We start from the raw sequence: 22,090 nt of genomic DNA, 5'->3' as shown, positions 1-22,090 counted from the left end.
CCTCTGGGCCTTAGTCTTGATCGAGGGGCAGCTTTGATGCGGCCTCAAAATCTTCTTTGTTACGTCGAGAAAAAGCCCACACCATGATGCCGATGAACAAGGCAAACGAAATCAACGTGGTCGCGATGCGCAGATCATTGACATCCATGGGGTGTCTCCTTATTTGAGCGCGAGGCCCAGTGATTGGAGGAAAGCAATCACAGCTTCCATCTCGGTTTTACCCGCGACGTCTTCGGAGGCCTTAGCGATTTCTTCATCCGTATAAGGCACGCCCACTGTGCGCAATGCCTTCATGTGTGCAGGCATGGCTGCCGCATCGACCGTGTTCTTCAACAGCCATGGGTACTCAGGCATGTTGGACTCAGGCACCACATCGCGTGGGTTGTTCAAATGAACACGGTGCCATTCGTCGCTGTATTTACCGCCGACGCGAGCCAAGTCTGGACCGGTACGCTTGCTGCCCCATTGGAAGGGATGGTCATACACAGACTCACCAGCCACTGAGTAGTGGCCGTAACGCAATGTCTCTGCACGGAAAGGACGGATCATTTGCGAGTGGCAGTTGTAGCAACCTTCACGCACATAGATGTCACGGCCAGCCAACTGCAAGGCAGTCAAAGGCTTCACGCCGATGACGGGCTCAGTGGTGGACTTTTGGAAGAACAAAGGCACGATCTCAACCAAGCCGCCAAAAGCGACAGCGATCAAGATCAACACGATCATCAAAAAGTTATTGGTCTCCACGCTGGCGTGGGAGAAGCCTTTGGAATTGTTATCAGACATTTATTTCTCCTCAGGCGTGTGCAGGTGCTGGAATGGCAACGCTCACGGTGTTACCGCTGGTCGCAGTTTTGACCACGTTCCACAACATGATGACCATGCCTGTCAAGTACAACAAACCACCCGCCATACGAATGACATAGAACGGATACGTGGCTTTGACAGATTCAACAAAGGTGTAAGTCAATGTGCCGTCGGCGTTGATCGCGCGCCACATCAAACCTTGCATTACACCGGCAATCCACATCGCAGCGATGTACAACACGATACCGATGGTGGCCAACCAGAAGTGGACCTCGATCGCCTTGACGCTGAACATTTCCTTGCGGCCGAACAACTTAGGAATCAAGTAGTAGATTGAACCCATGGACACCAAGCCCACCCAGCCCAAAGCACCTGAGTGCACGTGACCAACGGTCCAGTCGGTGTAGTGACTCAAAGCATTCACTGTTTTAATGGCCATCATGGGGCCTTCGAACGTAGACATGCCGTAGAACGACAAAGACACGATCAAGAAACGCAAGATAGGGTCATCGCGCAACTTGTGCCATGCGCCAGACAAAGTCATGATGCCGTTGATCATGCCGCCCCAGCTAGGAGCCAACAACACCAAAGAAAACACCATACCGACGGACTGAGTCCAGTCAGGCAAAGCGGTGTAATGCAAGTGGTGAGGACCCGCCCACATGTAAGTGAAGATCAAAGCCCAGAAGTGAACGATCGACAGGCGATACGAATACACAGGGCGACCTGCTTGCTTAGGGATGAAGTAATACATCATGCCCAAGAAGCCAGCGGTCAAGAAGAAGCCCACCGCGTTGTGACCGTACCACCACTGCACCATGGCGTCTTGGGCGCCAGCGTAAGCAGAGTAAGACTTCATCATGCCCGCAGGAATGGCCGCGCTATTGACGATGTGCAACAAGGCCACCGCAATGATGAACGCACCATAGAACCAATTGGCCACGTAAATGTGTTTGACCTTGCGTGTACCCACGGTACCGAAGAACACCACCGCGTAGGACACCCACACCACGGCGATCAACAAGTCGATGGGCCACTCCAGCTCAGCGTACTCCTTGCCTTGGGTGAAACCCAAAGGCAAACTGACCGCTGCAGCCAAGATGACCAACTGCCAACCCCAGAAGGTGAAAGCAGCCAATTTGGGCATGAACAAGACTGTGTGACAGGTGCGTTGCACCACGTAGTAGCTGGTTGCGAACAAGGCGCAGCCGCCGAACGCAAAAATCACCGCATTGGTGTGCAATGGACGCAAGCGGCCATAGGTCAACCAAGGGATGCCAAAGTTCAGTTCGGGCCAAGCCAGTTGAGAAGCGATGATCACGCCCACCAACATGCCAACCACGCCCCAAACCACCGCCATGATGGAAAACTGCCGTACAACGGTATCGCTGTAAACGGCTTGCTCTGATGAGTTCATCGGTCACCTTTCATTTTTCAAACCAGTATCCTCAAATCACCCCTACAGGTGTTTGATTCAAATCAATCGTTTCGAAGAATACGCTCGCCTTCTTGCTCCACGCTGTCAAATTGGCCTTTGTGAATGGCCCACCAGAGGCCGCCCAAGATAAAAAGAACCAACAACACCGACAGCGGAATCAATAAATACAAGATATCCATCAAAATCCTTTCGTGAGCCGTAAAGAATTCAACACGACCCACAACGAGCTCAACGCCATTCCCAAACCAGCCAGCCATGCGGGCAACCAGCCCACCACCGCCAATGGCACGCACAAAGCGTTGTAAGCCGCCGCCCACACCAAGTTTTGCTTAACCACCCTCAGGGTATGCCTGGCTAACTTGATGCTTTGCGCCACCACCAACAAGCTGCCGCCCATCAAGACCAAGTCCGATTTGGACTGAGCCAAGGGCACCGCATTGCCAAACGCCATCGACACATGGGCACCGGCCAAGACAGGGCCATCATTGAGGCCATCTCCCACCATCGCCACCCGCGCGCCTTGCGACTGCGCAGCCTGCATGCGAGAGAGCTTGTCTTGCGGGGTACACGCCCCAAAGGCTCGGGTGATGCCCACCTGCTGCGCCACCTGTTGCGCCGACTCGGGCCGATCGCCCGAAAGCAACCAAACATCAAGGTTCAAGTGCTTCAGGGCTTGAACGGTTTGCACCGCATCTGCGCGAACATCTTCTGAGAGCTGCCAGCTGGCTAACCACGCGTTTTCACGGCACAAGTGTACTTGGCAAACCTCGGCTTTATCGGGTATTCCCTTGGTTTTTGGCGCACAAAATGCGGCAGAGCCCAAGCGCAAACACCCATCTAGCTGGCCTTCCAAGCCCTGACCAATCATTTCGTTTACATCTTGAACATCCAGCACAGAACGGCCTGAAGCCTCATCGTGTGCTTGCACCAGCGCGCGCGACAAAGGGTGCAGTGAATGTTTGGCCAAAGCCGCGGCCAAATCCAAGGCGTATTCGGGCGTCACACCCTCTGCCGTCATCACTTGCGTCACGCGCTGGCCGTCTTGGGTGAGCGTGCCCGTCTTGTCAAAAATCAAGGTGTCAATCTCAGCCAATGACTCCAAAGCTTGCAGGTTGCGCACCAGCACGCCATGACGCGCCAAGTTGCCCGCTGCAGCCAACATGGCAGCAGGCGTGGCCAAAGACAGTGCACACGGACACGTCACCACCAGCACCGCCACCGCCACCATCAAGGCGTGCCCTGGGTTGGTCGGCCACCAATAGACGGCTGAGAGTGCCGCCAATACCAAGACACCGATCAAAAATGGCTTGGCAATGCGATCCGCCAATTGCGCCAAGCGTGGTTTTTGCAGCGAAGCGTTTTCCATCAACGACACGATTTGCGAGAACTGCGTGCCCTCGCCCACCTGCACCACACGCACCGTCACGATGCCGCTGAGGTTGTGGCTGCCCGCCACCACCGTGTCGCCCACGCCACGCGACTGCGGGCGTGACTCACCCGTGAGCAACGCCTCATCGGCCAAGGTCTGGCCTTGCAAAATCACGCCATCGGCAGGAAAGCTTTCAGACGGCAGCACACGAATCACATCGCCCACCATCACACGACGCACGGCCACGCGCTCAAACTCACCTGAGGGCAATTGACGCTCCACGCTGTCGGGCAGACGGTTCATCAAAGCTTCCAGTGCGCCCGCCGTGCGGTCGCGCACGCGCAGTTCTAGCCATCGTCCTGTTAGCAAGAAGAATACAAACATGGTGAGCGAGTCGTAATACACCTCGGCACCAAACACACCTTCAGGCTCAAACGTGGCGACAGAGCTCAGCAAAAAGGTAATCACCATGCCAAGCGCCACCGGCAAATCCATGCTCACGCGACGCGCGCGAATGTCACGCAAGGCATTGCCAAAGAACGGGCCGCACGAGAAAAACACCACGGGCAACGTCAACACCCAAGAAGCCCAACGCAACAAAAACACCATGTCAGGCGTGATGTCGCCCTCGCGTGACACATACGCGGGATAGGCATACATCATGACTTGCATCATGCAAAAACCTGCCACCAACCAACGCCACAGGGCTCGACGGCTTTCCTCATGCCGCGCTTGGCGCAAGCTGCTATCGGCCGCAGGCAAAGCGCCATAGCCCACTTTGGCAATGGCTGCCATCCACGCCGACGGCTTCACTTGTGCGGCAGACCACACCACTTTGGCGCGATGCGTGGCCGCATTGACTTCGGCCGATTGCACGCCCGGCACCGACATGAGCGCTTCTTCCACAGTGAAAGCACAAGCCGCACAGTGCATGCCTTGGATCACCACATGCGAATCCCAGCAGTCATCTGAACCATGGAGCGTGGGCTTGTGCGGTTGACTAAAACGCAACCACTCTTGGCGGTCGTCGAGCAGCTCAACCTTGGATGTATCTGAATGCATAAGGGGTGTAGCCTAACGGCTTGGACGAACCAGAACTTGACGTGCATCAACACAAAACGCACGACATACGTTAAGCTTTGGTCGAAATCAACAAAAGGAGCAGTTTATGTACAAACGAATTCTGGTAGCCACCGACGGCTCTACTTTGTCCAAAAAAGCCATCTCAAGCGCCATCGAATTGGCCGCGCTGAGCGGCGCTGAATTGATTGCCGTCAAAGTCACGCCACGTTACCCACAAAGCTACTTTGAAGGCTCTTTGCCTTTGACCGCCACTGAAATTTCAAAAATTGAAAAAGGTTGGACCGACGGCGCACAAAAAGTGTTGGATGCCGTGGTCAAAGCTGCCAAAGCCAAAGGTGTCACCACCAAGGCCGTGGTCGTGAAGTCTGACATCGTGTCTGACGCGCTGATTGCCGCCGCCAAAAAGCACAAAGCCGATTTGATCGTGATGGCCTCACACGGCCGCCGTGGCATCAAGCGCTTGCTGCTGGGCAGCGAGACACAACAAGTGCTGACACACGCCAGCGTGCCGGTGCTGGTCTTGCGCTAATGCGAGCGCACGGAGGGCTGTGTTTTTTTTAAACGAAGCCCGCCCTCTCGCCTCAAAAAAATAGCCGCTGAAAAGCGGCTATTTTTTGGTCTTCACTCTTTGTGCATGACTTAGGCCGTGAAGCGCTGCTTGGCCGCTTGGTACTCACGCTTCAAACGCGCCACCAACTCAGCCGCAGGCACCACGGCCTTCACCGCGCCAATACCTTGGCCACAGCCCCAAATGTCTTTCCAGGCCTTTTGTGCACCGCCCCCAAAATTCATTTGGCTGGGGTCGCTCTCGGGCAGGTGTTCAGGGTCTAAGCCGGCTTTGACAATCGAAGGTGCCAAGTAGTTGCCGTGCACGCCCGTGAACAAATTGCTCAACACGATGTCGTCCGACGTGCCATCCACCACCGCTTGCTTGTAGTCATCCGCAGCACGCGCTTCGTCGGTCGCGATGAAGGCGGAGCCCACGTAGGCAAAGTCTGCGCCCATCGCTTGCGCAGCCAACACCGCAGCGCCTGTGGCAATCGAACCGCTCAGGGCCACAGGGCCGTCAAACCATTCACGAATTTCTTGGATCAAGGCAAACGGGCTCTTCACACCCGCATGGCCACCTGCGCCAGCGGCCACGGCAATCAGGCCGTCCGCGCCCTTTTCAATCGCCTTCTTGGCAAACTTGTTGTTGATGACATCGTGCAGCACGATGCCGCCGTAGCTGTGCGCTGAGGCGTTGATGTCTTCACGCGCGCCGAGCGACGTGATGATGATCGGCACCTTGTACTTCACACACAAAGCCATGTCGTGTTCTAAACGGTCGTTGCTCTTGTGGACGATTTGGTTGATGGCAAATGGCGCAGCGGGTTGGTCTGGGTGTTCACGGTTGTGAGCGGCCAGTGCCTCGGTAATTTCAATCAACCATTCTTCCAACTGTTCAGCAGGACGCGCATTGAGCGCAGGCATAGAGCCCACCACACCCGCTTTGCACTGCGCAATCAACAGCTTGGGGTTGCTGATGATGAACAGCGGAGACGCAATGACAGGGAACTTGAGCGATTGCAACACCGGAGGTAAACGCGACATATCTGGCCCTTGAGAAAGTTCAGGGCACGTGAAGTGCCCTGATGATGGTTTTGAATTGAGCGAACCTAAAAACTTAGAAGGCGTCGAGCGCCAACTCAGTCACGCTGTCTGCACCATCCACGATGCTGTCGCGCATGCCTGGCACTTTGGTGAGGATGTGGTCGGCGTAGAAACGCGCGGTGGTGATTTTGGATTGCATGAACACCGCTTCATTGCCCTTGGCCAGTTCAGCCTCAGCCACCAACAATGCGCGGCCCATTTGCCAACCGGCCACCAAATTACCGGTGAGCATGAGGTAAGGCACGCTCCCTGCAAACACAGCGTTGGGGCTGGCTTTGGCGCCTGCCACGACGAAGTCGACCACGCTCAAGAAGGCTTCGCGCGCCGCTTTCAAACGTGCGGCCATCGCCTTGGCATTGGCACTGCCGCTCTTGAGCAAATCAGCTTCGGTGTTGGCGATTTGCGCGGCAATGCCTTTGGCGGTTTGGCCACCATCGCGGCCGGTTTTACGGCCGATCAAGTCGTTGGCTTGAATGGCGGTGGTGCCTTCGTAAATCGTCAAGATTTTGGAATCGCGGTAGTACTGCGCGGCACCGGTTTCTTCGATGAAGCCCATGCCGCCGTGCACTTGCACGCCAAGGCTGGTGACTTCCAAACTCATCTCAGTGCTAAAGCCTTTGACCAGCGGCACCAAGAACTCGTAAAACGCCAAGTTGTCTTTGCGCGTATCGGAATCTGGGTGGTGATGCGACGCGTCATACGCAGCAGCAGCCACGGTGGCCATGGCGCGGCAGCCTTCGGTATAGGCGCGCATGGTCATCAACATGCGGCGCACATCGGGGTGGTGAATGATGGGGGCGCTGGTTTTCATGCTGCCGTCCACGGGTCGGCTTTGCACGCGGTCACGAGAAAACGTCACCGCCTTTTGGTAAGCACGTTCGGCAATCGCAATGCCCTGCACGCCCACGGCGTAACGCGCGGCGTTCATCATGATGAACATGTATTCGAGTCCACGATTTTCTTCGCCGACCAAGAAACCAATTGCGCCGCCATGGTCGCCATACTGCAACACGGCTGTGGGGCTGGCTTTGATGCCCATCTTGTGCTCGATGCTCACGCAGTGCACGTCGTTGCGTGCGCCCAATGAGCCATCTTTGTTCACCATAAATTTCGGCACCACAAACAAGCTGATGCCCTTCACGCCTTCGGGCGCGCCTTGCACACGGGCCAACACCAAATGGATAATGTTCTCGGCCATGTCGTGCTCACCGTAGGTGATGTAAATCTTGGTGCCAAACACTTTGTAGGTGCCGTCTGGCTGAGGTTCGGCGCGGGTGCGAACAGCAGCCAAGTCAGAGCCCGCTTGTGGCTCGGTCAAGTTCATGGTGCCGGTCCACTCGCCAGAGATGAGTTTCTCAAGGTAGGTGGCTTTTAACTCGTCAGAGCCAGCAGTGAGCAAGGCCTCAATCGCACCATCGGTCAACATGGGGCACAAGGCGAAGCTCATGTTGGCCGAGTTCAGCATTTCGCCGCACGCAGCACCAATGGTTTTAGGCAAACCTTGACCGCCGAAATCGGCGGGGTGTTGCAGGCTTTGCCAGCCGCCTTCGCAGTACTGCTGATACGCCTCTTTGAAGCCGGGCGTGGTGGTGACGTGGCCGTCTTTGAAGAACGATGGGTTCTTGTCGCCTTCCCAGTTCAAAGGCACGAGCACCGACTCGTTCAACTTCGCGCATTCTTCGAGCACGGCTTGGGCGGTTTCCACGCCCATGTCTTCGAACGCAGGAATTTGGGCCACGTGTTCGAGGCCTGCCAAGTGTTCCATGTTGAACACCATGTCTTTGATGGGGGCGATGTAACTCATGTTTGATATCTCCAAAATTCAATACAAAAAAGGCACCCCGAAGAGTGCCTTTTCAAAGTGTGTTTACAGGGCAGCGACCAACTCTGGCACAGCCACAAACAGGTCAGCCTCCAAACCGAAGTCGGCCACCGAGAAGATAGGCGCCTCTGGGTCTTTGTTGATGGCAACAATCACCTTGCTGTCTTTCATACCCGCCAAGTGCTGAATCGCGCCGCTGATGCCGCACGCCACATACAACTGAGGCGCGACGATCTTGCCAGTTTGACCCACTTGTAAATCGTTGGCGGCATAGCCTGCGTCCACCGCAGCGCGGCTTGCACCAATCGCTGCACCGAGCTTGTCGGCCAGTGGGGTCATGACTTCGTCAAACTTCTCTGAGCTGCCCAAAGCGCGACCACCGGAGACGATGATCTTGGCTGCTGTCAGTTCTGGACGGTCACTCTTGGTGACTTCACGGCCCACGAAACTGCTCTTGCCAGAGTCTGTCGCTGCTGCTGTGGTTTCGATTTGAGCCGCACCACCTGTGGCAGCCGCTGCATCAAAACCCGTGGTGCGCACGGTGATGACTTTGACCGCATCTGTGCTTTGTACAGTAGCAATCGCGTTGCCTGCGTAAATCGGGCGCTCAAACGTGTCTGGGCTGTCCACCTTGGTGATGTCGCTGATTTGGCCTACGTCCAACTTGGCGGCCACGCGCGGGGCCACGTTCTTCCCTGCCGCTGTGGCAGGAAACAAGATGTGGGTGTAGTTGCCAGCGATGGCTAAGACTTGGGCTGCCACGTTCTCGGCCAAGCCCACTTCAAGACTGGCGCCATCGGCGTGAATCACTTTGCTCACGCCAGCGATTTGCGCAGCAGCAGCAGCGGCTGCGCCTGCGTTGTGGCCAGCCACCAGCACATGCACGTCAGCGCCAATGGCAGCTGCGGCTGTGACGGTGTTCAAGGTGGCGCCTTTGATGCTGGCGTTGTCGTGTTCTGCAATAACGAGGGATGTCATGTTCTTTGCTCCGTCTTATTCTTAGATAACTTTGGCCACGTTCTTGAGCTTGTCCACCAAAGTGGCCACATCCGCCACCTTGATGCCCGCGCTGCGCTTGGCAGGCTCCACCACTTTGAGGGTCTTGATGCGGGGGCTCACGTCCACCCCAAGGTCTTCGGGCTTGAACACATCGAGCTGCTTCTTCTTGGCCTTCATGATGTTGGGCAAGGTCACGTAGCGTGGCTCGTTCAAACGCAAGTCGGTCGTGATGACCGCTGGCAGGCTGATGGAAATGGTTTCCAAACCACCATCGACTTCGCGGGTCACGCTGGCTTTGTCGCCCGCCACTTCCACTTTGGAAGCGAATGTGGCTTGGGGCATATCACCCAACGCCGCCAACATCTGGCCAGTTTGGTTGCAATCATCGTCAATCGCTTGTTTGCCCAAGATCACCAAGCCTGGTTGCTCTTTGTCCACCAAAGCTTTGAGGAGCTTGGCCACGGCCAAAGGCTGCAGCTCTTCAGCCGTCTCCACCAAGATGCCACGGTCTGCGCCGATGGCCATGGCGGTACGCAATGTTTCTTGGCATTGAGCCACGCCGCAAGACACAGCGATCACTTCCGTGACCACGCCCTTTTCTTTGAGGCGCACGGCTTCTTCCACCGCGATCTCGTCAAACGGGTTCATGCTCATTTTGACGTTGGCAATGTCAACGCCCGAGTTGTCCGACTTCACGCGGACCTTGACGTTGTAGTCCACCACGCGTTTGACAGCGACCAAAACTTTCATGGCAAAAGCTCCAATTTTTAGAATTAAACAGATTGACGTTTACGTAAACGTAACATTGTAGAGATCAATGTACGGATTTTATCGAACGACCGTGCTTTTCTAGGGAAGTCCCTAGGTAAAACTTAAGCGGGATGGCGCAAAACCACTTCTTGTGGGGAATGCACCAGCACCACACCAGCCTTTCGCAAGGCACTCAGCACCGCAATATTGACACGAGAACGCGTCAACGATTGGCCATTGACTGGATCTTCCATCCAGAAATTCAAATTAAACCGCAAGCCCTGTGGCGCCACCTCGCCCAGCAGCGCTTGAGGCGCAGGCTGCGACAGCACCCACTCAACCCCAAGTGCGGCCTGAATCAGCAAGTCTTGCACGCGCTCTACGTCACTTTCCAGCCCGACCCAAAAGGTACAGGTCTGCAACAGGTGACGGCTTTCCAGCGACAAGTTTTCAACGCGCTGCGTCAGCAACAACTCATTGGGCACCACCGATTCGCTGCCGTTACTGGCGCGCACCAAGGTGTAGCGGGTTTTGATGTCGGTCACGCGGCCTTCAAAGCCATCCACGCGCACAAAGTCGCCAATACGCAGTGAGCGCTCTAGCAAGATGACAAAGCCACTCACGTAGTTGGCCGCCAGCTTTTGCAAACCAAAACCAATACCCACACCCAAAGCGCCGCCCAAGACCGACAAAGCCGTCAAGTCAAAGCCCAACGAGGACAAGGCAAACAAAGTACCAATGACCAGCAACAGCACGCGCATGGCGTTAGCGGCCACCTTGCGCATGGACAAATCTTCAAACGCGCGATTGAGCACACGTTGCTCAAGGGTGGCCGACAGCCACAGAGCCAGCACCAACACAAAGCCCGAGGTGAACACCACTTCCAGCACATGCGTCACGCTGATGCGCGTTTTGCCGAGCATGAACTGCAAACCATCCAGCTCATCCATCATCGGGCCCCACAAGCCTGTGACCCACAGCACCGCCAAGCCCCAAGCCAGCCAAGACACCACTTGTTCCAAGATGCGCGCGCCACGCGAATGCGGGAACACCGCTGCCAACACCCGCGCAATCAAACGGATCAGCACCAGCGACACCAACACCGGCAGTGCCACCTTGAGCACAGACACGCGCTGCGTTTTGAGCAACACCAACTTCAAGCCATAGGTGAACACCAACGCCAAAGCAGGAAACAACACCCCGTCAATCAAACGACGGCCAAACAAAATCGAGCCACGCGCAGTGGCGCCACGCCCCAAGGCCCAGCTCAAGCCCGCAGCCAAAGCCAAGCACAACGCCAAACCGGCAAGCTCTAACGCAATCGCTGGACTTTGCAGGTCCAGCAACAATTCTTGTAATTCGTTCATTTTTTAAATATCAGCCAACACGCGCAAATGCGCTTCCACGCTGCGACTCAGCGCGCTCAGATCGTAGCCGCCTTCAAGGCAGGACACGATGCGCCCCTGCGCATGACGTGCGGCAATGTCGCGCAAGCGGTGGGTGATCCAAGCGTAATCTTGCTCGACCAATCCCATTTGGCCCATGTCGTCTTCGCGATGGGCATCAAAACCTGCGCTGATGAAAATCATCTCAGGCTTGAATTCTTCTAAGCGCGGCACCCAATGCGTCTCAATCAGCTCACGCACCTCCATGCCTTTGGTATAGGCCGGCACAGGAATATTCAGCATATTGGCCGCAGGGTTCTCGGTACCAGTGTGCGGGTAGAACGGGTGCTGGAAAAAGCTGACCATCAGCACACGGTCGTCACCACTCAAGATGTCTTCGGTGCCGTTGCCGTGGTGCACATCAAAGTCCACCACCGCCACGCGCTTCAAGCCATGACGCTCCAGCGCGTATTTGGCGGCAATCGCCACGTTGTTGAAAAAACAAAACCCGCCCGCCTTGCTCCGCTCGGCATGGTGGCCTGGTGGGCGAACGGCACAAAACGCGTTGGCCAATTCACCCGCAATCACCGCATCTGTGGCGGCCACCGCAGCGCCCGCCGAAGCCAAAGCGGCTTTCCACGTGTAGCTGTTGATGTTGGTGTCGGAATCCAAGTGGCCATAAGCAGGGCCACCTGCGGCGATGTCTTCGACCAGTTGGTCTGACAAACCGCGCAAGGACGCGATGTACATGCGGTCATGCGCCAGCTCGATGTCGGCCAGCGGCGCTTCGGGCGCTTCAATCGGGGTGAGGCCTAGGTCAACACCGCTGATGAGCAAGCGATCTTGGATGGCACTGAGCCGTTCTGGGCATTCAGGATGCCCCTCACCCATCTCGTGCTTCATGCACAGGGGATGCGTGTAATAGCCTGTTTTACTCATCTCATCTGCCTCGGTTTTTCTTCAAGTCAGCTTACCATGGTGACCTTGCTTTTTCCCTTGCAAACACTGCGTGAAAACACATACATCCCCGTTTTATATGGCTTTGCAGACAAATCTTGCGTTACGTCAAATCATCGCCGCCTTGTTGCTAATGGCTGCATTTACAGGCGATGCAACCGCCAAGGCGCATGCCAAAGCACACAAAACCGTGGCCCACAAAGCCTCTACGCGCGGCCCTGTCTACGGGAAAACCACAGAAGCCATCGCACTGGCCGATGAGCTGGCTCAACAACACAAGCTACCCAAAGCTTGGGTGCGTGACCAAATCAGCAAAGCACAGTTCTTAAAAGGTGTGCCCAAGATGGTGCTGCCGCCCACGGTGCCCACCGCCAAAAACTGGCGTGCGTATCGCGAGCGTTTCATTGAAAGCCGCCGCATTGATGCGGGCACCCAGTTTTGGCAAACCTACCAAAGCGACCTCGCCCGCGCGGAGCAAACCTATGGCGTGCCTGCCGAAATGATTGTGGGCATCATCGGTGTAGAAACTTTTTACGGCCAAAACATGGGCAACTACCGCGTGCTCGATGCCCTGACCACGCTCACCCTCAACTTCCCTGCGTCACACCCTCGCGCGGCTGAGCGCCAAGCGTTTTTCAAATCAGAGTTGGGCTACTTCTTAGCGCAAGCACACAGCCAAGGCAATGCCAGCGCCACGGGCAGCTTTGCAGGCGCCATGGGCTGGCCCCAGTTCATGCCCTCCAGCGCGGCCAAATTTGCGGTGGACTTTGATGGCGATGGCCGCATTGATTTGCGCAACAGCCCTGTGGACGCCATTGGCTCGGTGGCCAATTACTTCAAAGCCTTTGGCTGGCAAACCGGCATGCCCACGCACTACCCCGTGAGCTTTGATGAAGCGCGCTTGGACAAACCCACCTTGCTCGCCCCCGACATCTTGCCCTCGTTCAGCGTGAGCAACTTCACCGCCAAAGGCGCGGTGCTAGACGAGCAAGCGCAAAAACACAACGGCCCTTTGGCTTTGGTGGAGTTGTTCAATGGCGACGAGCCACCCAGCTATGTGGCAGGCACCGACAACTTTTATGTGGTGACCCGCTACAACTGGAGCAGCTACTACGCGCTGGCGGTGATTGACCTGGGGCAGGCAGTCAAGGCGAATCGCGCGTTGACTTCTATGCAGTCCAGCGCACGATAACCAAAAACGTTCAGTCTTTGCGCAGGCTAGGCTTGTCACGGATTTCGCGCACCACCGCGTCTTCGATGACATCGGCGTGGCGGTCACTGGCTGGGGCATGCCCGTGCGCTTCATGCCATTGGCCATCGCTGGTGCGCGACCAGCTGGCCCAACTTGCACCCTGCCCTGACTGCATGCCTTTGCGCATGGCTTGAATTTGTTGCCACATCATCAGCACTTGTGGCTTTTGGCCTGTTGCCAACCAACGCAGACAAGCAAACACCACATACAAGGCGAGCCAACACAACACACCGATGGCAAAAAAAATGGCGAACGCCATGCCAAAGAGCGCGAGGATGAAACGAGTGAAAAATGCCATTAGTTGATGTTACTCGTCCCTAAGTAAATAGTCCGAATACAACCGCAAAGAGCGACATAAAACGTTTTGTAAGGATTAGACAATTTGAGTAGTTGTCTCGATCATCTTTGAAGCGTTAATTCTTCTACTCAATAACTTCGGAAGTTCATTAGCGTTCAAATAAAAAAGGGGGCCTACTGGCCCCCAATACCTTGAAAAATGCATGAGTTAATAATCATGCGATGTTGAACGATCAGAACGTATAACGCATACCAAACATAGTGGCATGGTTACCTTTGCCAGCGGCCACAGGTGTACCAAAGATTGGGCTGAGGTTCATGTTGCTGCCGGTGTTGCTGGTACTGGCTGCCTGCACATAAACGATGGTGTCTTTAAACATGGTGTAGTCCAAGCTGACAGCCGTCTGATTCGCCTTATTACCATCGTTGGTTTTGTCCTTGAGGCTGTAGTAGCCACCCGACACAGTCATCTCTGAGGTTAGCTTGTAAGCGAGACCAAAAGCGGAGGCCGTCATGTGAGTACTACCGCCTGTGACTTTGTTGGTGTTGTCAGGATTTTTTCCATCAAAGAGTGCCGCACTCATGGTCCACAAGCCAGTGGTGTAAAGCGCCCCCAAAGACATAAGGCGGTTGGTGTTTGCATTGTTTGAGAAACCGCTTGCACCTGCATTGGCTGCCGTATAGCCCAAGCCACCGGATGCGGTTGCTGTTGTCGCGAAGCTGTAACCGTTGCCTTTACCGGTGTAGTACACACCTGACAGACGCAAGTCTCCAGCGCTGTACATGGCTGTAACAGAATCCTGAGAGTTGGCACTGATATCACCATTGGTGCTACCGAAGACGTGCTGCAAAGTGATTGTGGTGTCACCCAATTTCGGGGCGGTATAACTAACAGAGTTGTCGTTGTAAACATTACCAAACATCGCTCCACCTGCACCGTTCCATGCATTCGTGGCGCTATTCATGCCGACCAGTGCTGTCAACGTAGAACCGAAATAGCGAGCACCACGCGCATCGGTACTGGCCATGGCGAAATACATGGGAGCGACTTGACGGCCAAGTTTCAAATTACCTGCCTTGCCCGACATACCTACATAAGCCATCTGGTTGAAGTTGGTTGTCGTACCCGCCGAGTTAGCGCCACCTGTTGCACCATCATTGAGCTTAAGGTTGCCTTGCAATTGAAAAAAGGCTTTGTTGCCGTTACCCATATCACGCTCGCCTTTGATGCCGACGTTGCTACCACCGATACCACCATCCTTGAACCCAGTGAACTTACCTTTATCAGCAGTTCCAGAGATGAGCGCGGGAGCATAGATAGTTGCGCTGGTGGATGAGCTCAGCACGCCGCCGTCAAGCGCACCGTAAATCGTGATGTTGTTTTGCGATGGCGCAGGGCCTGTTGATTGTGCTTGTGCAGCACCAATGCAGGTCAGTGCAGCTGCGGCCAAAAGTGTCATTTTCTTGTTCATGAAGTCTCCTCGTTGAATTAAGTTGATGAAAGTCGGACGGCCATTCGAGAGATGGATATGCCTTGAATTTCAGAATGCAATTCTTCTTGAATTGGATAAATCAAATTTACCAATTCGTGACATTCATTTACCAAATAGCGACGATGCCACTCGGTTCACGGGATAACCCTGTGACCATTCTTCGACCAGTCAACCCGAAGACTCAAGCACCGTCTTCGCATGCAGCTTGCTGCGCATGAAAACGCAAATTGCAAATTTGGACGCTAGCTTGCCTAACTGACCAAACAAAATTCATCAATCACTTGTTACCGTGAAAGTCGTGCAATCAATGTTTCTGCTAAAGCCCACTCACCAAAACCAAAAGCAGGATTCAAGTGCCCCACCCCACCAAGGTCGATGATTTCGCTACCCCAGTCTTGGGCCAGTTTCACAACTCGGTCCTGCTGCCCTAGCGGATCATTTGTGCTGGTAGCAACCAAACTACGAAATGGAAGAACTTGGCGAGGAACTGGCAACCAGCCACCGGACTGGAGCATGGTCAAAGATGGATAACCTTCAGGCATGGGCAGTTCGAAATCGGGAGGTGTTGCCAGCAAGGCCCCCAACACACGATGCGCATGTTGACTGGTACGAGCCCAATGCGCCACCATCACACATCCACCACTATGAGCCACAAGCACCACAGGTCCCTGAATCGCGATCATGGCAGCTTCGATAGCACACACACGCTTGTTGCAGTCAAGATCTGCCCGCCCCATCGGTGGCACAACGCAAACTTTGGCAAGTTGTTGAGCAAGCAATGTTTGCCAGTGCGTTGGCACATGATCTCGCAAGCCAGGAATGATCAAGACCGTGGGAGAGATAAAAGAATTTCTAGGCATAGACCGAAAAAGACACTCACGCAAGAGGAACCTGACCCAGAGCCGCACTGCGTAACATGGTCGACAAAATAATTTCCGGTGCCTGAGCTCCAGACAAAACCTCGGCCTTGTTAAACACAAAATAAGGCACCCACGACACGCCGCTGTGTTCACCCCAGACTGTCGGCTCATCAAACCACTCAATGGTCGACTGATCAACGCCATGCGTCTCGGCAAGTCTTTTCAATACGCTGGCATCGCCCAAATCACGACCTTCTACAAAGTAGGCGACGAACAGTGCTTCTTGCAAAGCTTGCAACGCCTGAAGCGACAACTGTTGCTCGGCGGAGGCCAATAAACGGTGCGCAAACCACGTATTAGATAAAACCTTTATCCGCGCAAATTCAATCGTGAGCCCAGCGCGCGTTGCTGAGACTTGCACCTGTGCTTGACGCACGCGAACAGCGTCGGAGCTTCCTAGGCGATGTTCGTAAAACGTCTGATACGGCAAACCTTGCGGCGGCAGATGCGGAATCAGTTGCACCGAGTGCCAACGTACTTTGACAGACAACTCGGGCTCTAACTCGCTCAGCCTAGCGCAAGCTGTCTCGAAATAGTGCTTACCGATCCAACACCAAGGACAGATCAAATCGAAATAAGCATCGACTTGCACGAACTGTCCAGTGGTATTCATCAAACAGATTTTCGCAAAAAGCCTTGATTGGCACCGTTGCGATTGGGCGAGAAGCCATTAGCTGCAAGTGACTCTTCGACTGTGTCGTAGAACACACCAATTTTTAAGATTTCCCGTGCTTCCTTGCCCGTGGCAACCTGACGACCAAACTCACGCGAGATACGTACCAGTTGCTCAATCTGTTCCACCGTCGTCATCTTGGCTGTGCGCGATTGATTCCACAGGTTGTCTTCAATGCCACAACGTACATGCAAGCCCATAGACATGCCCATCAAGTTAATTGGCAGCACGTTGCGCATGCTGCTTTCCACTGTGAGATTTGTACCATCGGGAATCGCACGCAGGAAGTTGGCTAAATTGTAGATGTTGGGGGCATCCATACCGCCACTGATAGCGACCCAGTTGCACACCAGAGGGCCTTTGTAAACACCGCGGCGCATTAAGCGCTCGACCGTTTCAAAACTATTCAGATTGTAAAACTGGAACGCGCTCTGGATACCTGCTGCACTCAAACGGCGGATGTGCTCTTCGTACCAAGCAGGGTTAGAAGGCACGACCATCTCGCTGTAAGCACGTCGACCTTCAGGCGTTGCCATGGAGGTACCCGCAATATCAGCATCTTCCATGTGTTCGGTCACGTTCATTTGTGTGGTATTGATAGTGACCGTTACTTGATCGGGCTTAGGGTCAAGCTCAGCCAACATATGGCGCGTATCGTCCGAAAGCCATTTGGCAATAGATCCATCAGATTCGGGGGCAAATGAAATAGATCCACCAACCTGAATGACCATATCCGGCACAGCCTTGCGCACACCAGCTATCAATTCGTTAAATTTAGACAAACGCTTGCTGCCCTTGCCATCTTCTTCGCGCACATGCAAGTGAAGCACAGTAGCTCCAGCGTTATAGCAATCCACAGCTTTTTGTATCTGCTCTTGCATGGTGACAGGAATGTCTTCAGGGTAGTCTGAGGGGATCCATTCAGGACCATAGGGCGCTGCAGTGATGATGAGTTTTTCCTGATTTTCAGGAAAAAGGTGTCCGTCTACAAAATGCATGAAGTGTCTCCAAAAATAAACGTTAGAAAGGTTTTGTTCCGACAATGCCAGCTCGTTCCATCTTGCGATGGCAAGGTGGGTAGTCCATCACGGCGTAGTGCTGTGTGCTGCGGTTATCCCAGATCGCAACGCTGTAAGGTTTCCAACGCCAACGCACTTGATATTCCGGGATATACGCTTGGCTGATCAAGTACTGCAACAGATCCCCTGCACCTTGGTTGAAATCTTGGCCATGGCGGACCTTGTCCTTTGTGTGGTAATTGACAAAGTGTGTGGTGAATCCATTAACAAAGAGTATTTTTTCTCCCGTATCAGGATGGGTGCGCACCACTGGATGCTCGGTGTCAGGATATTGCGCCTTCATCGCCAAGCGCTTGTCGATAGGCATAGCAGCCGCAAAGGATGAGTTAAAGCTATGGTTAGCTATCAAACCACCGATTTCTTCTTTGACGCGACTAGGCAATTTCTCATAGGCCAACGCCATATTGGCCCACATGGTGTCGCCTCCTACAGGCGGGCATTCGATGCAACGTAAGACACACCCCAGCGCTGGTTTTTCACGAAAGGTGCCATCTGTGTGCCACGCGTTCTCATAGCGATCAATTTGACTGTCAGGGTTCTTGTATATCTGCACAAGTCCCGGAGCTTCTGGATGGCTAGGCACCATCGGATGATCTTCTAGCAGCCCGAGCTTTTGAGCGAAGGCCATATGGTCCAAGCGTGAAAGCTTCTCAAGGGTCTGGTCGCGGACGAACAGCACCTTGCATTGAAGTAAGGCAGCATAGATTTCCTGAAACAATCCGTCATCGCGAACAGCATCAGCAAGGTTGACATTCATTAGCTCAGCGCCGATAGCGCACGTCAGTGGTTCAACACGCATATAGGTCCCCTCAAATGACAAAAATTGATGACCCGGTGGTCTTTCGCGCTTCAAGATCACGGTGAGCCTGTACTGCATCACTTAATGCGTATCGCTGATTTATCTCGATGCGAATGCGCCCTGCCGCAATGTGTTCGAAAATTTCACCTGCCAATTCGGTTTTCTCCGATGAATCAGAGATGTAATCGGCCAACGCTGGTCGAGTGAGATAGAGCGATCCTTTCTGCGCCAATAAGTTCGGATTGAAACCATCAATCGTCCCGCTTGATGTGCCGACACAAACCATCAATCCTCGCCGCCGCAGCGAGTCGAGCGAGGAGAGAAACGTCGATTTACCGACGCTGTCGAACACGACATCGACGCCGATGCCATTGGTCAGTTCACGCACACGCTTGGCAACATCCTCGTGGCTGTAATTGATGGTGTAGTCACAGCCATGCGCACGCGCGATGGCTGACTTTTCTTCGGTTGAAACGGTCCCGATCACCGTCAAACCCAACAGCTTTGCCCATTGTGAAACGATGAGACCAACACCACCAGCAGCCGCGTGAAGCAAAATGGTGTCACCCGGTTTGAAGTCATAGATACGACGCATCAAATAAGCCGATGTCAAGCCACGCATCGTCATGGCAGCCGCAGTTTCAAATGAAATTGCATCTGGCAGCCTCATCAGCGAGGATGCTGGAACCAAGCGTTCTGTGCTGTATGCACCCAATGTGTTGATGAAGCCTGTGTAAGTCACTCGGTCACCCACCTTCACCTGCGTGACGTCTGGACCAATAGCCTCGACAACGCCCGCCCCTTCAACGCCCATACCGCTTGGCAGTGGCACAGGGTAGGTGCCGTTTCGAAAATAGGTATCAGCGAAGTTCAAACCTGCTGCAACTTGTCGCAAGCGAACTTGCCCCACCCCAGGTTCAGCGACATCTGAATCGATGTACCGCAAGACTTCGGGACCTCCAACTTGTGAAAAAGTCACGACTTTTGCCATCTTCTAGTCTCCTGATTTGAATTTGATACGTGTAATTTAGATTCGTCATGGATTTACATATTTACCAGTTCATGACTTTGAATTAGCATTTGCTGACAACCACAAAGATCGACAGGACGCCGATCTCAGCGAGAAGAGAGACATCGCAATGAAAAATCAAAATGTTTTGCAGGTACGCGCAGCTGTACTTTCACACTACGGCGAAGTCGCTAAAGGCGTTGGATTGAACCCTCAACCTTTGTTGCGCAAGGTTGGGCTAACGCAAAAGATGCTGCAATCGCCGACCCAATTGATCCCATTTCAAAGCGCAGTAGCCTTACTAGAGATGTCCGCCAATGAGAGCGGGTGCAGCACGTTTGGCTTTCAAATGGCACAGGCTCGCCTGCTGTCAGACTTTGGGCCAATTAGCTTATTACTCACCCACCAGCCCTCAACACGAATGGCGCTACACACCATCGCGCAATACCGACATTTGCTGAATGAAGCTTTAGGCATGCACATTGAGGATGTCGGCAAGCACACCCTGATTCGGGAAGAGCTGATGACTGATACTCCTTTGGGCAACCAACAAGCCACAGAAATGGCTGTCGGAGTTCTGATGCTGATTTTTCGCGCCATCCTTGGGGAACACTGGCGCCCCGTTTCTGCACACTTCACTCATTCAGCAAAGACCGAGTTGAATGCCTACCGACGCTACCTAGGCTGCCCATTGCACTTTGACAGCGACTTCAATGGACTGACATGTCTCAAGTCAGATATGGACAAGCCCAACGCGCATGCAGATGCTGCCATGGCTAGCTACGCACAATCTTTCATAGATGCGATCCCAAAAGCTGGCCAAAACTCAATATTGCTTGATGTGAGACGTTCAGCCTATCTTCTCTTGCCAATGGGGCGTGCCAGCGTGGAGCAAATTGCCTCGGGTTTAGGCATCAACGTTCGCACGTTGCAAAGGCGACTAGATGAAATGGAGCTGAGTTTTTCGCAGGTACTGAATGATGTACGCCGAGAGCTAGCACAACGTTATGTTGTCAACACCACACATTCCATGGGGCGTGTGGCCGAGCAATTGGGGTACTCTAATCTCAGCTCATTCACCCGTTGGTTTACCACTCAGTTTGAATGCTCGCCAACTGAGATGCGCGCCAAGAACACGGTTTGAAGCAGCTAGGTGTGAACCCTGAAAGTCGCATAAAGACAAGCGATTGTCGTGAATTGATAAGTCAGTCGAACACTCTTTGAGAACAATCCGGTCTTCGTAAGTATTTCAACCGGATCGGTCAAAGATCCTAGATAAATCTGAATAAACGAGGAGACAACATGCGAATGACTGCGAACTTAAAGGCCATAGGTTGCCAAGTGCTGATGGGTATTTTGGGAGGATTGATTGCATTACCAGCAACGGCTTGGACCGACAAGCCCGTTCGAATACTGGTGCCAGCTCCTGCAGGTGGGACAATGGATGTGATTGCACGCATGCTAGCTGACCAGCTGGCTGCTGACGTAGGACAACCCATGATTATTGACAATCGCCCAGGCGCAGGAGGAGGCATTGCCATACAGGCTATGCGCAGCGCCCCCGCGGATGGACTAACGCTCATGGTGACGGCAAGCAATGTGCTCACAGAAATTCCACACGTCATGAAGACAAGCTTTGATCCGCTCAAAGACGTGCGCCCTATTGGCATCATCGCGCGATCCAGCCTTGTCATGGTTGGGGCACCAAACGTGCCCGCCAAGGACTTCCAGTCATTCGTGTCGTATGCCAAAAAAAATCATGGTAATTTGAGCTACGCCTCTTACAGCACTGGCACGATCTCGCACTACGCTGGCATGATCCTCAACCAAAAACTGGGGCTTGATCTTCAACATGTTCCTTTTCAGGGCTCCCCCCCGGCTTTGGCACAAGTGATGGGCGGTCAAATTCCTCTCATGTTTGATGGAATCGCTACCTCTCGAAATTTGATTGCAGCAGGCAAACTCCAACCATATGCAGTGGCAACCAAATCGCGTTTAAGCCAACTGCCTGATGTACCGACCTTGACAGAGTTGGGCTACCCCGAACTGAATTTCTCAAACTGGTTGGGTGTGGTCGTTTCCTCTGCCGTTCCTACTGATGTGCAAGAGAAAATTCACAACGCTGTTCGCAATGTTGCAAACAATCCAAAGTTTCGCGGCCGCATGTTTGCTACAGGCTTTGAGTCTGCAGAAGATTGGAGTCAGCAACAGTTGATTCAGTCTGTAAAAAATGACTTTGAACGCAACGCCACCATCGTCAAGCAGTTCGGCATTCAGCTGAACTGATTTACTTTCCCATTTTTTGATA

At 53.9% G+C, this 22,090-nt stretch carries 22 protein-coding genes; 4 read left to right on the top strand and 18 right to left on the bottom strand.

The annotated features are described in order from the left end of the window. Positions 1–10: 10 nt before the first annotated feature. The 5 genes from C5F52_RS15130 to C5F52_RS15110 form a co-directional block, all read right to left on the bottom strand. The gene (locus C5F52_RS15130) at positions 11–148 is read right to left on the bottom strand and encodes a cbb3-type cytochrome c oxidase subunit 3 (protein WP_104799196.1); all 138 of its coding nucleotides are present in this window, start codon (positions 146–148) and stop codon (positions 11–13) included. Positions 149–159: 11 nt separating this feature from the next. Continuing rightward, positions 160–783, bottom strand: a complete 624-nt coding sequence (gene ccoO / locus C5F52_RS15125; protein ID WP_104799195.1) for a cytochrome-c oxidase, cbb3-type subunit II — start codon at positions 781–783, stop codon at positions 160–162. Between the two features lie 10 nt (positions 784–793). Continuing rightward, positions 794–2,221, bottom strand: coding sequence for a cytochrome-c oxidase, cbb3-type subunit I (gene ccoN, locus C5F52_RS15120; RefSeq protein WP_104799194.1), 1,428 nt, complete (start codon positions 2,219–2,221; stop codon positions 794–796). A 62-nt stretch (positions 2,222–2,283) separates the two neighbouring features. Then, entirely contained in the window at positions 2,284–2,421 is a 138-nt protein-coding gene (gene ccoS / locus C5F52_RS15115) for a cbb3-type cytochrome oxidase assembly protein CcoS (protein WP_104799193.1), read from the bottom strand. Continuing rightward, entirely contained in the window at positions 2,421–4,673 is a 2,253-nt protein-coding gene (locus C5F52_RS15110) for a cation-translocating P-type ATPase (protein WP_104799192.1), read from the bottom strand. Before C5F52_RS15110 ends, ccoS begins: the two co-directional genes overlap by 1 nt. A gap of 106 nt (positions 4,674–4,779) precedes the next feature. Between C5F52_RS15110 and C5F52_RS15105 the strand changes: the two genes are divergently transcribed. Beyond that, a complete protein-coding gene (locus C5F52_RS15105; RefSeq protein ID WP_104799191.1) occupies positions 4,780–5,223 on the top strand; it encodes a universal stress protein in 444 nt (147 codons plus the stop codon). A 110-nt stretch (positions 5,224–5,333) separates the two neighbouring features. Here the strand turns inward: C5F52_RS15105 and C5F52_RS15100 are convergent, their stop codons facing one another. From C5F52_RS15100 to C5F52_RS15075, 6 genes are all read right to left on the bottom strand, one after another. Then, a complete protein-coding gene (locus C5F52_RS15100) occupies positions 5,334–6,287 on the bottom strand; it encodes a nitronate monooxygenase family protein (protein ID WP_104799190.1) in 954 nt (317 codons plus the stop codon). A 73-nt stretch (positions 6,288–6,360) separates the two neighbouring features. Further along, entirely contained in the window at positions 6,361–8,151 is a 1,791-nt protein-coding gene (locus C5F52_RS15095; RefSeq protein ID WP_104799189.1) for an acyl-CoA dehydrogenase, read from the bottom strand. 63 nt (positions 8,152–8,214) lie between these two features. Next, positions 8,215–9,147 (bottom strand): electron transfer flavoprotein subunit alpha/FixB family protein, encoded by a 933-nt coding sequence (locus C5F52_RS15090; protein WP_104799188.1) that lies wholly within the window; start codon positions 9,145–9,147, stop codon positions 8,215–8,217. 21 nt (positions 9,148–9,168) lie between these two features. Beyond that, positions 9,169–9,918 carry an electron transfer flavoprotein subunit beta/FixA family protein gene (locus tag C5F52_RS15085; RefSeq protein ID WP_104799187.1) on the bottom strand — a complete coding sequence of 250 codons (750 nt, stop codon included), beginning with the start codon at positions 9,916–9,918 and terminating at the stop codon, positions 9,169–9,171. A 122-nt stretch (positions 9,919–10,040) separates the two neighbouring features. Then, entirely contained in the window at positions 10,041–11,285 is a 1,245-nt protein-coding gene (locus C5F52_RS15080) for a mechanosensitive ion channel family protein (RefSeq protein ID WP_104799186.1), read from the bottom strand. Positions 11,286–11,288: 3 nt separating this feature from the next. Beyond that, positions 11,289–12,242: a histone deacetylase family protein gene (locus C5F52_RS15075; RefSeq protein WP_104799185.1), complete on the bottom strand. Its 954-nt coding sequence runs from the start codon at positions 12,240–12,242 to the stop codon at positions 11,289–11,291. Positions 12,243–12,339: 97 nt separating this feature from the next. On the opposite strand from C5F52_RS15075, the gene mltB reads away from it, so the two are divergent. Further along, positions 12,340–13,452 carry a lytic murein transglycosylase B gene (gene mltB, locus C5F52_RS15070; RefSeq protein ID WP_104799184.1) on the top strand — a complete coding sequence of 371 codons (1,113 nt, stop codon included), beginning with the start codon at positions 12,340–12,342 and terminating at the stop codon, positions 13,450–13,452. Positions 13,453–13,462: 10 nt separating this feature from the next. Here mltB and C5F52_RS15065 read toward each other — a convergent pair whose 3' ends face one another. From C5F52_RS15065 to C5F52_RS15035, 7 genes are all read right to left on the bottom strand, one after another. Next, positions 13,463–13,810, bottom strand: a complete 348-nt coding sequence (locus C5F52_RS15065) for a hypothetical protein (protein ID WP_104799183.1) — start codon at positions 13,808–13,810, stop codon at positions 13,463–13,465. Between the two features lie 232 nt (positions 13,811–14,042). Next, the gene (locus tag C5F52_RS15060; protein ID WP_104799182.1) at positions 14,043–15,281 is read right to left on the bottom strand and encodes a porin; all 1,239 of its coding nucleotides are present in this window, start codon (positions 15,279–15,281) and stop codon (positions 14,043–14,045) included. A gap of 305 nt (positions 15,282–15,586) precedes the next feature. Then, a complete protein-coding gene (locus tag C5F52_RS15055; RefSeq protein WP_104799181.1) occupies positions 15,587–16,162 on the bottom strand; it encodes an alpha/beta hydrolase in 576 nt (191 codons plus the stop codon). Positions 16,163–16,178: 16 nt separating this feature from the next. Continuing rightward, positions 16,179–16,835, bottom strand: coding sequence for a DsbA family oxidoreductase (locus tag C5F52_RS15050; protein ID WP_104799180.1), 657 nt, complete (start codon positions 16,833–16,835; stop codon positions 16,179–16,181). Continuing rightward, positions 16,835–17,893, bottom strand: coding sequence for a 3-keto-5-aminohexanoate cleavage protein (locus C5F52_RS15045; protein ID WP_104799179.1), 1,059 nt, complete (start codon positions 17,891–17,893; stop codon positions 16,835–16,837). The genes C5F52_RS15050 and C5F52_RS15045 overlap by 1 nt, the downstream gene beginning before the upstream one ends. Positions 17,894–17,915: 22 nt before the next feature. After that, the gene (locus C5F52_RS15040) at positions 17,916–18,773 is read right to left on the bottom strand and encodes a TauD/TfdA family dioxygenase (RefSeq protein ID WP_104799178.1); all 858 of its coding nucleotides are present in this window, start codon (positions 18,771–18,773) and stop codon (positions 17,916–17,918) included. A gap of 10 nt (positions 18,774–18,783) precedes the next feature. Further along, complete coding sequence (locus tag C5F52_RS15035) at positions 18,784–19,764, bottom strand: quinone oxidoreductase (protein WP_104799177.1); 981 nt, start codon at positions 19,762–19,764, stop codon at positions 18,784–18,786. A 148-nt stretch (positions 19,765–19,912) separates the two neighbouring features. Between C5F52_RS15035 and C5F52_RS15030 the strand changes: the two genes are divergently transcribed. Together C5F52_RS15030 and C5F52_RS15025 are read left to right on the top strand one after the other, a co-directional pair. Next, the gene (locus tag C5F52_RS15030; RefSeq protein ID WP_104799176.1) at positions 19,913–20,926 is read left to right on the top strand and encodes an AraC family transcriptional regulator; all 1,014 of its coding nucleotides are present in this window, start codon (positions 19,913–19,915) and stop codon (positions 20,924–20,926) included. 164 nt (positions 20,927–21,090) lie between these two features. After that, entirely contained in the window at positions 21,091–22,068 is a 978-nt protein-coding gene (locus C5F52_RS15025; RefSeq protein WP_201747033.1) for a tripartite tricarboxylate transporter substrate binding protein, read from the top strand. Positions 22,069–22,090 lie beyond the last annotated feature (22 nt).

The organism is Limnohabitans sp. TS-CS-82 (assembly GCF_002943475.1).
The sequence above is the reverse complement of the archived record's forward strand: the minus strand, read 5'-3'. Positions and strand labels throughout refer to the sequence as shown.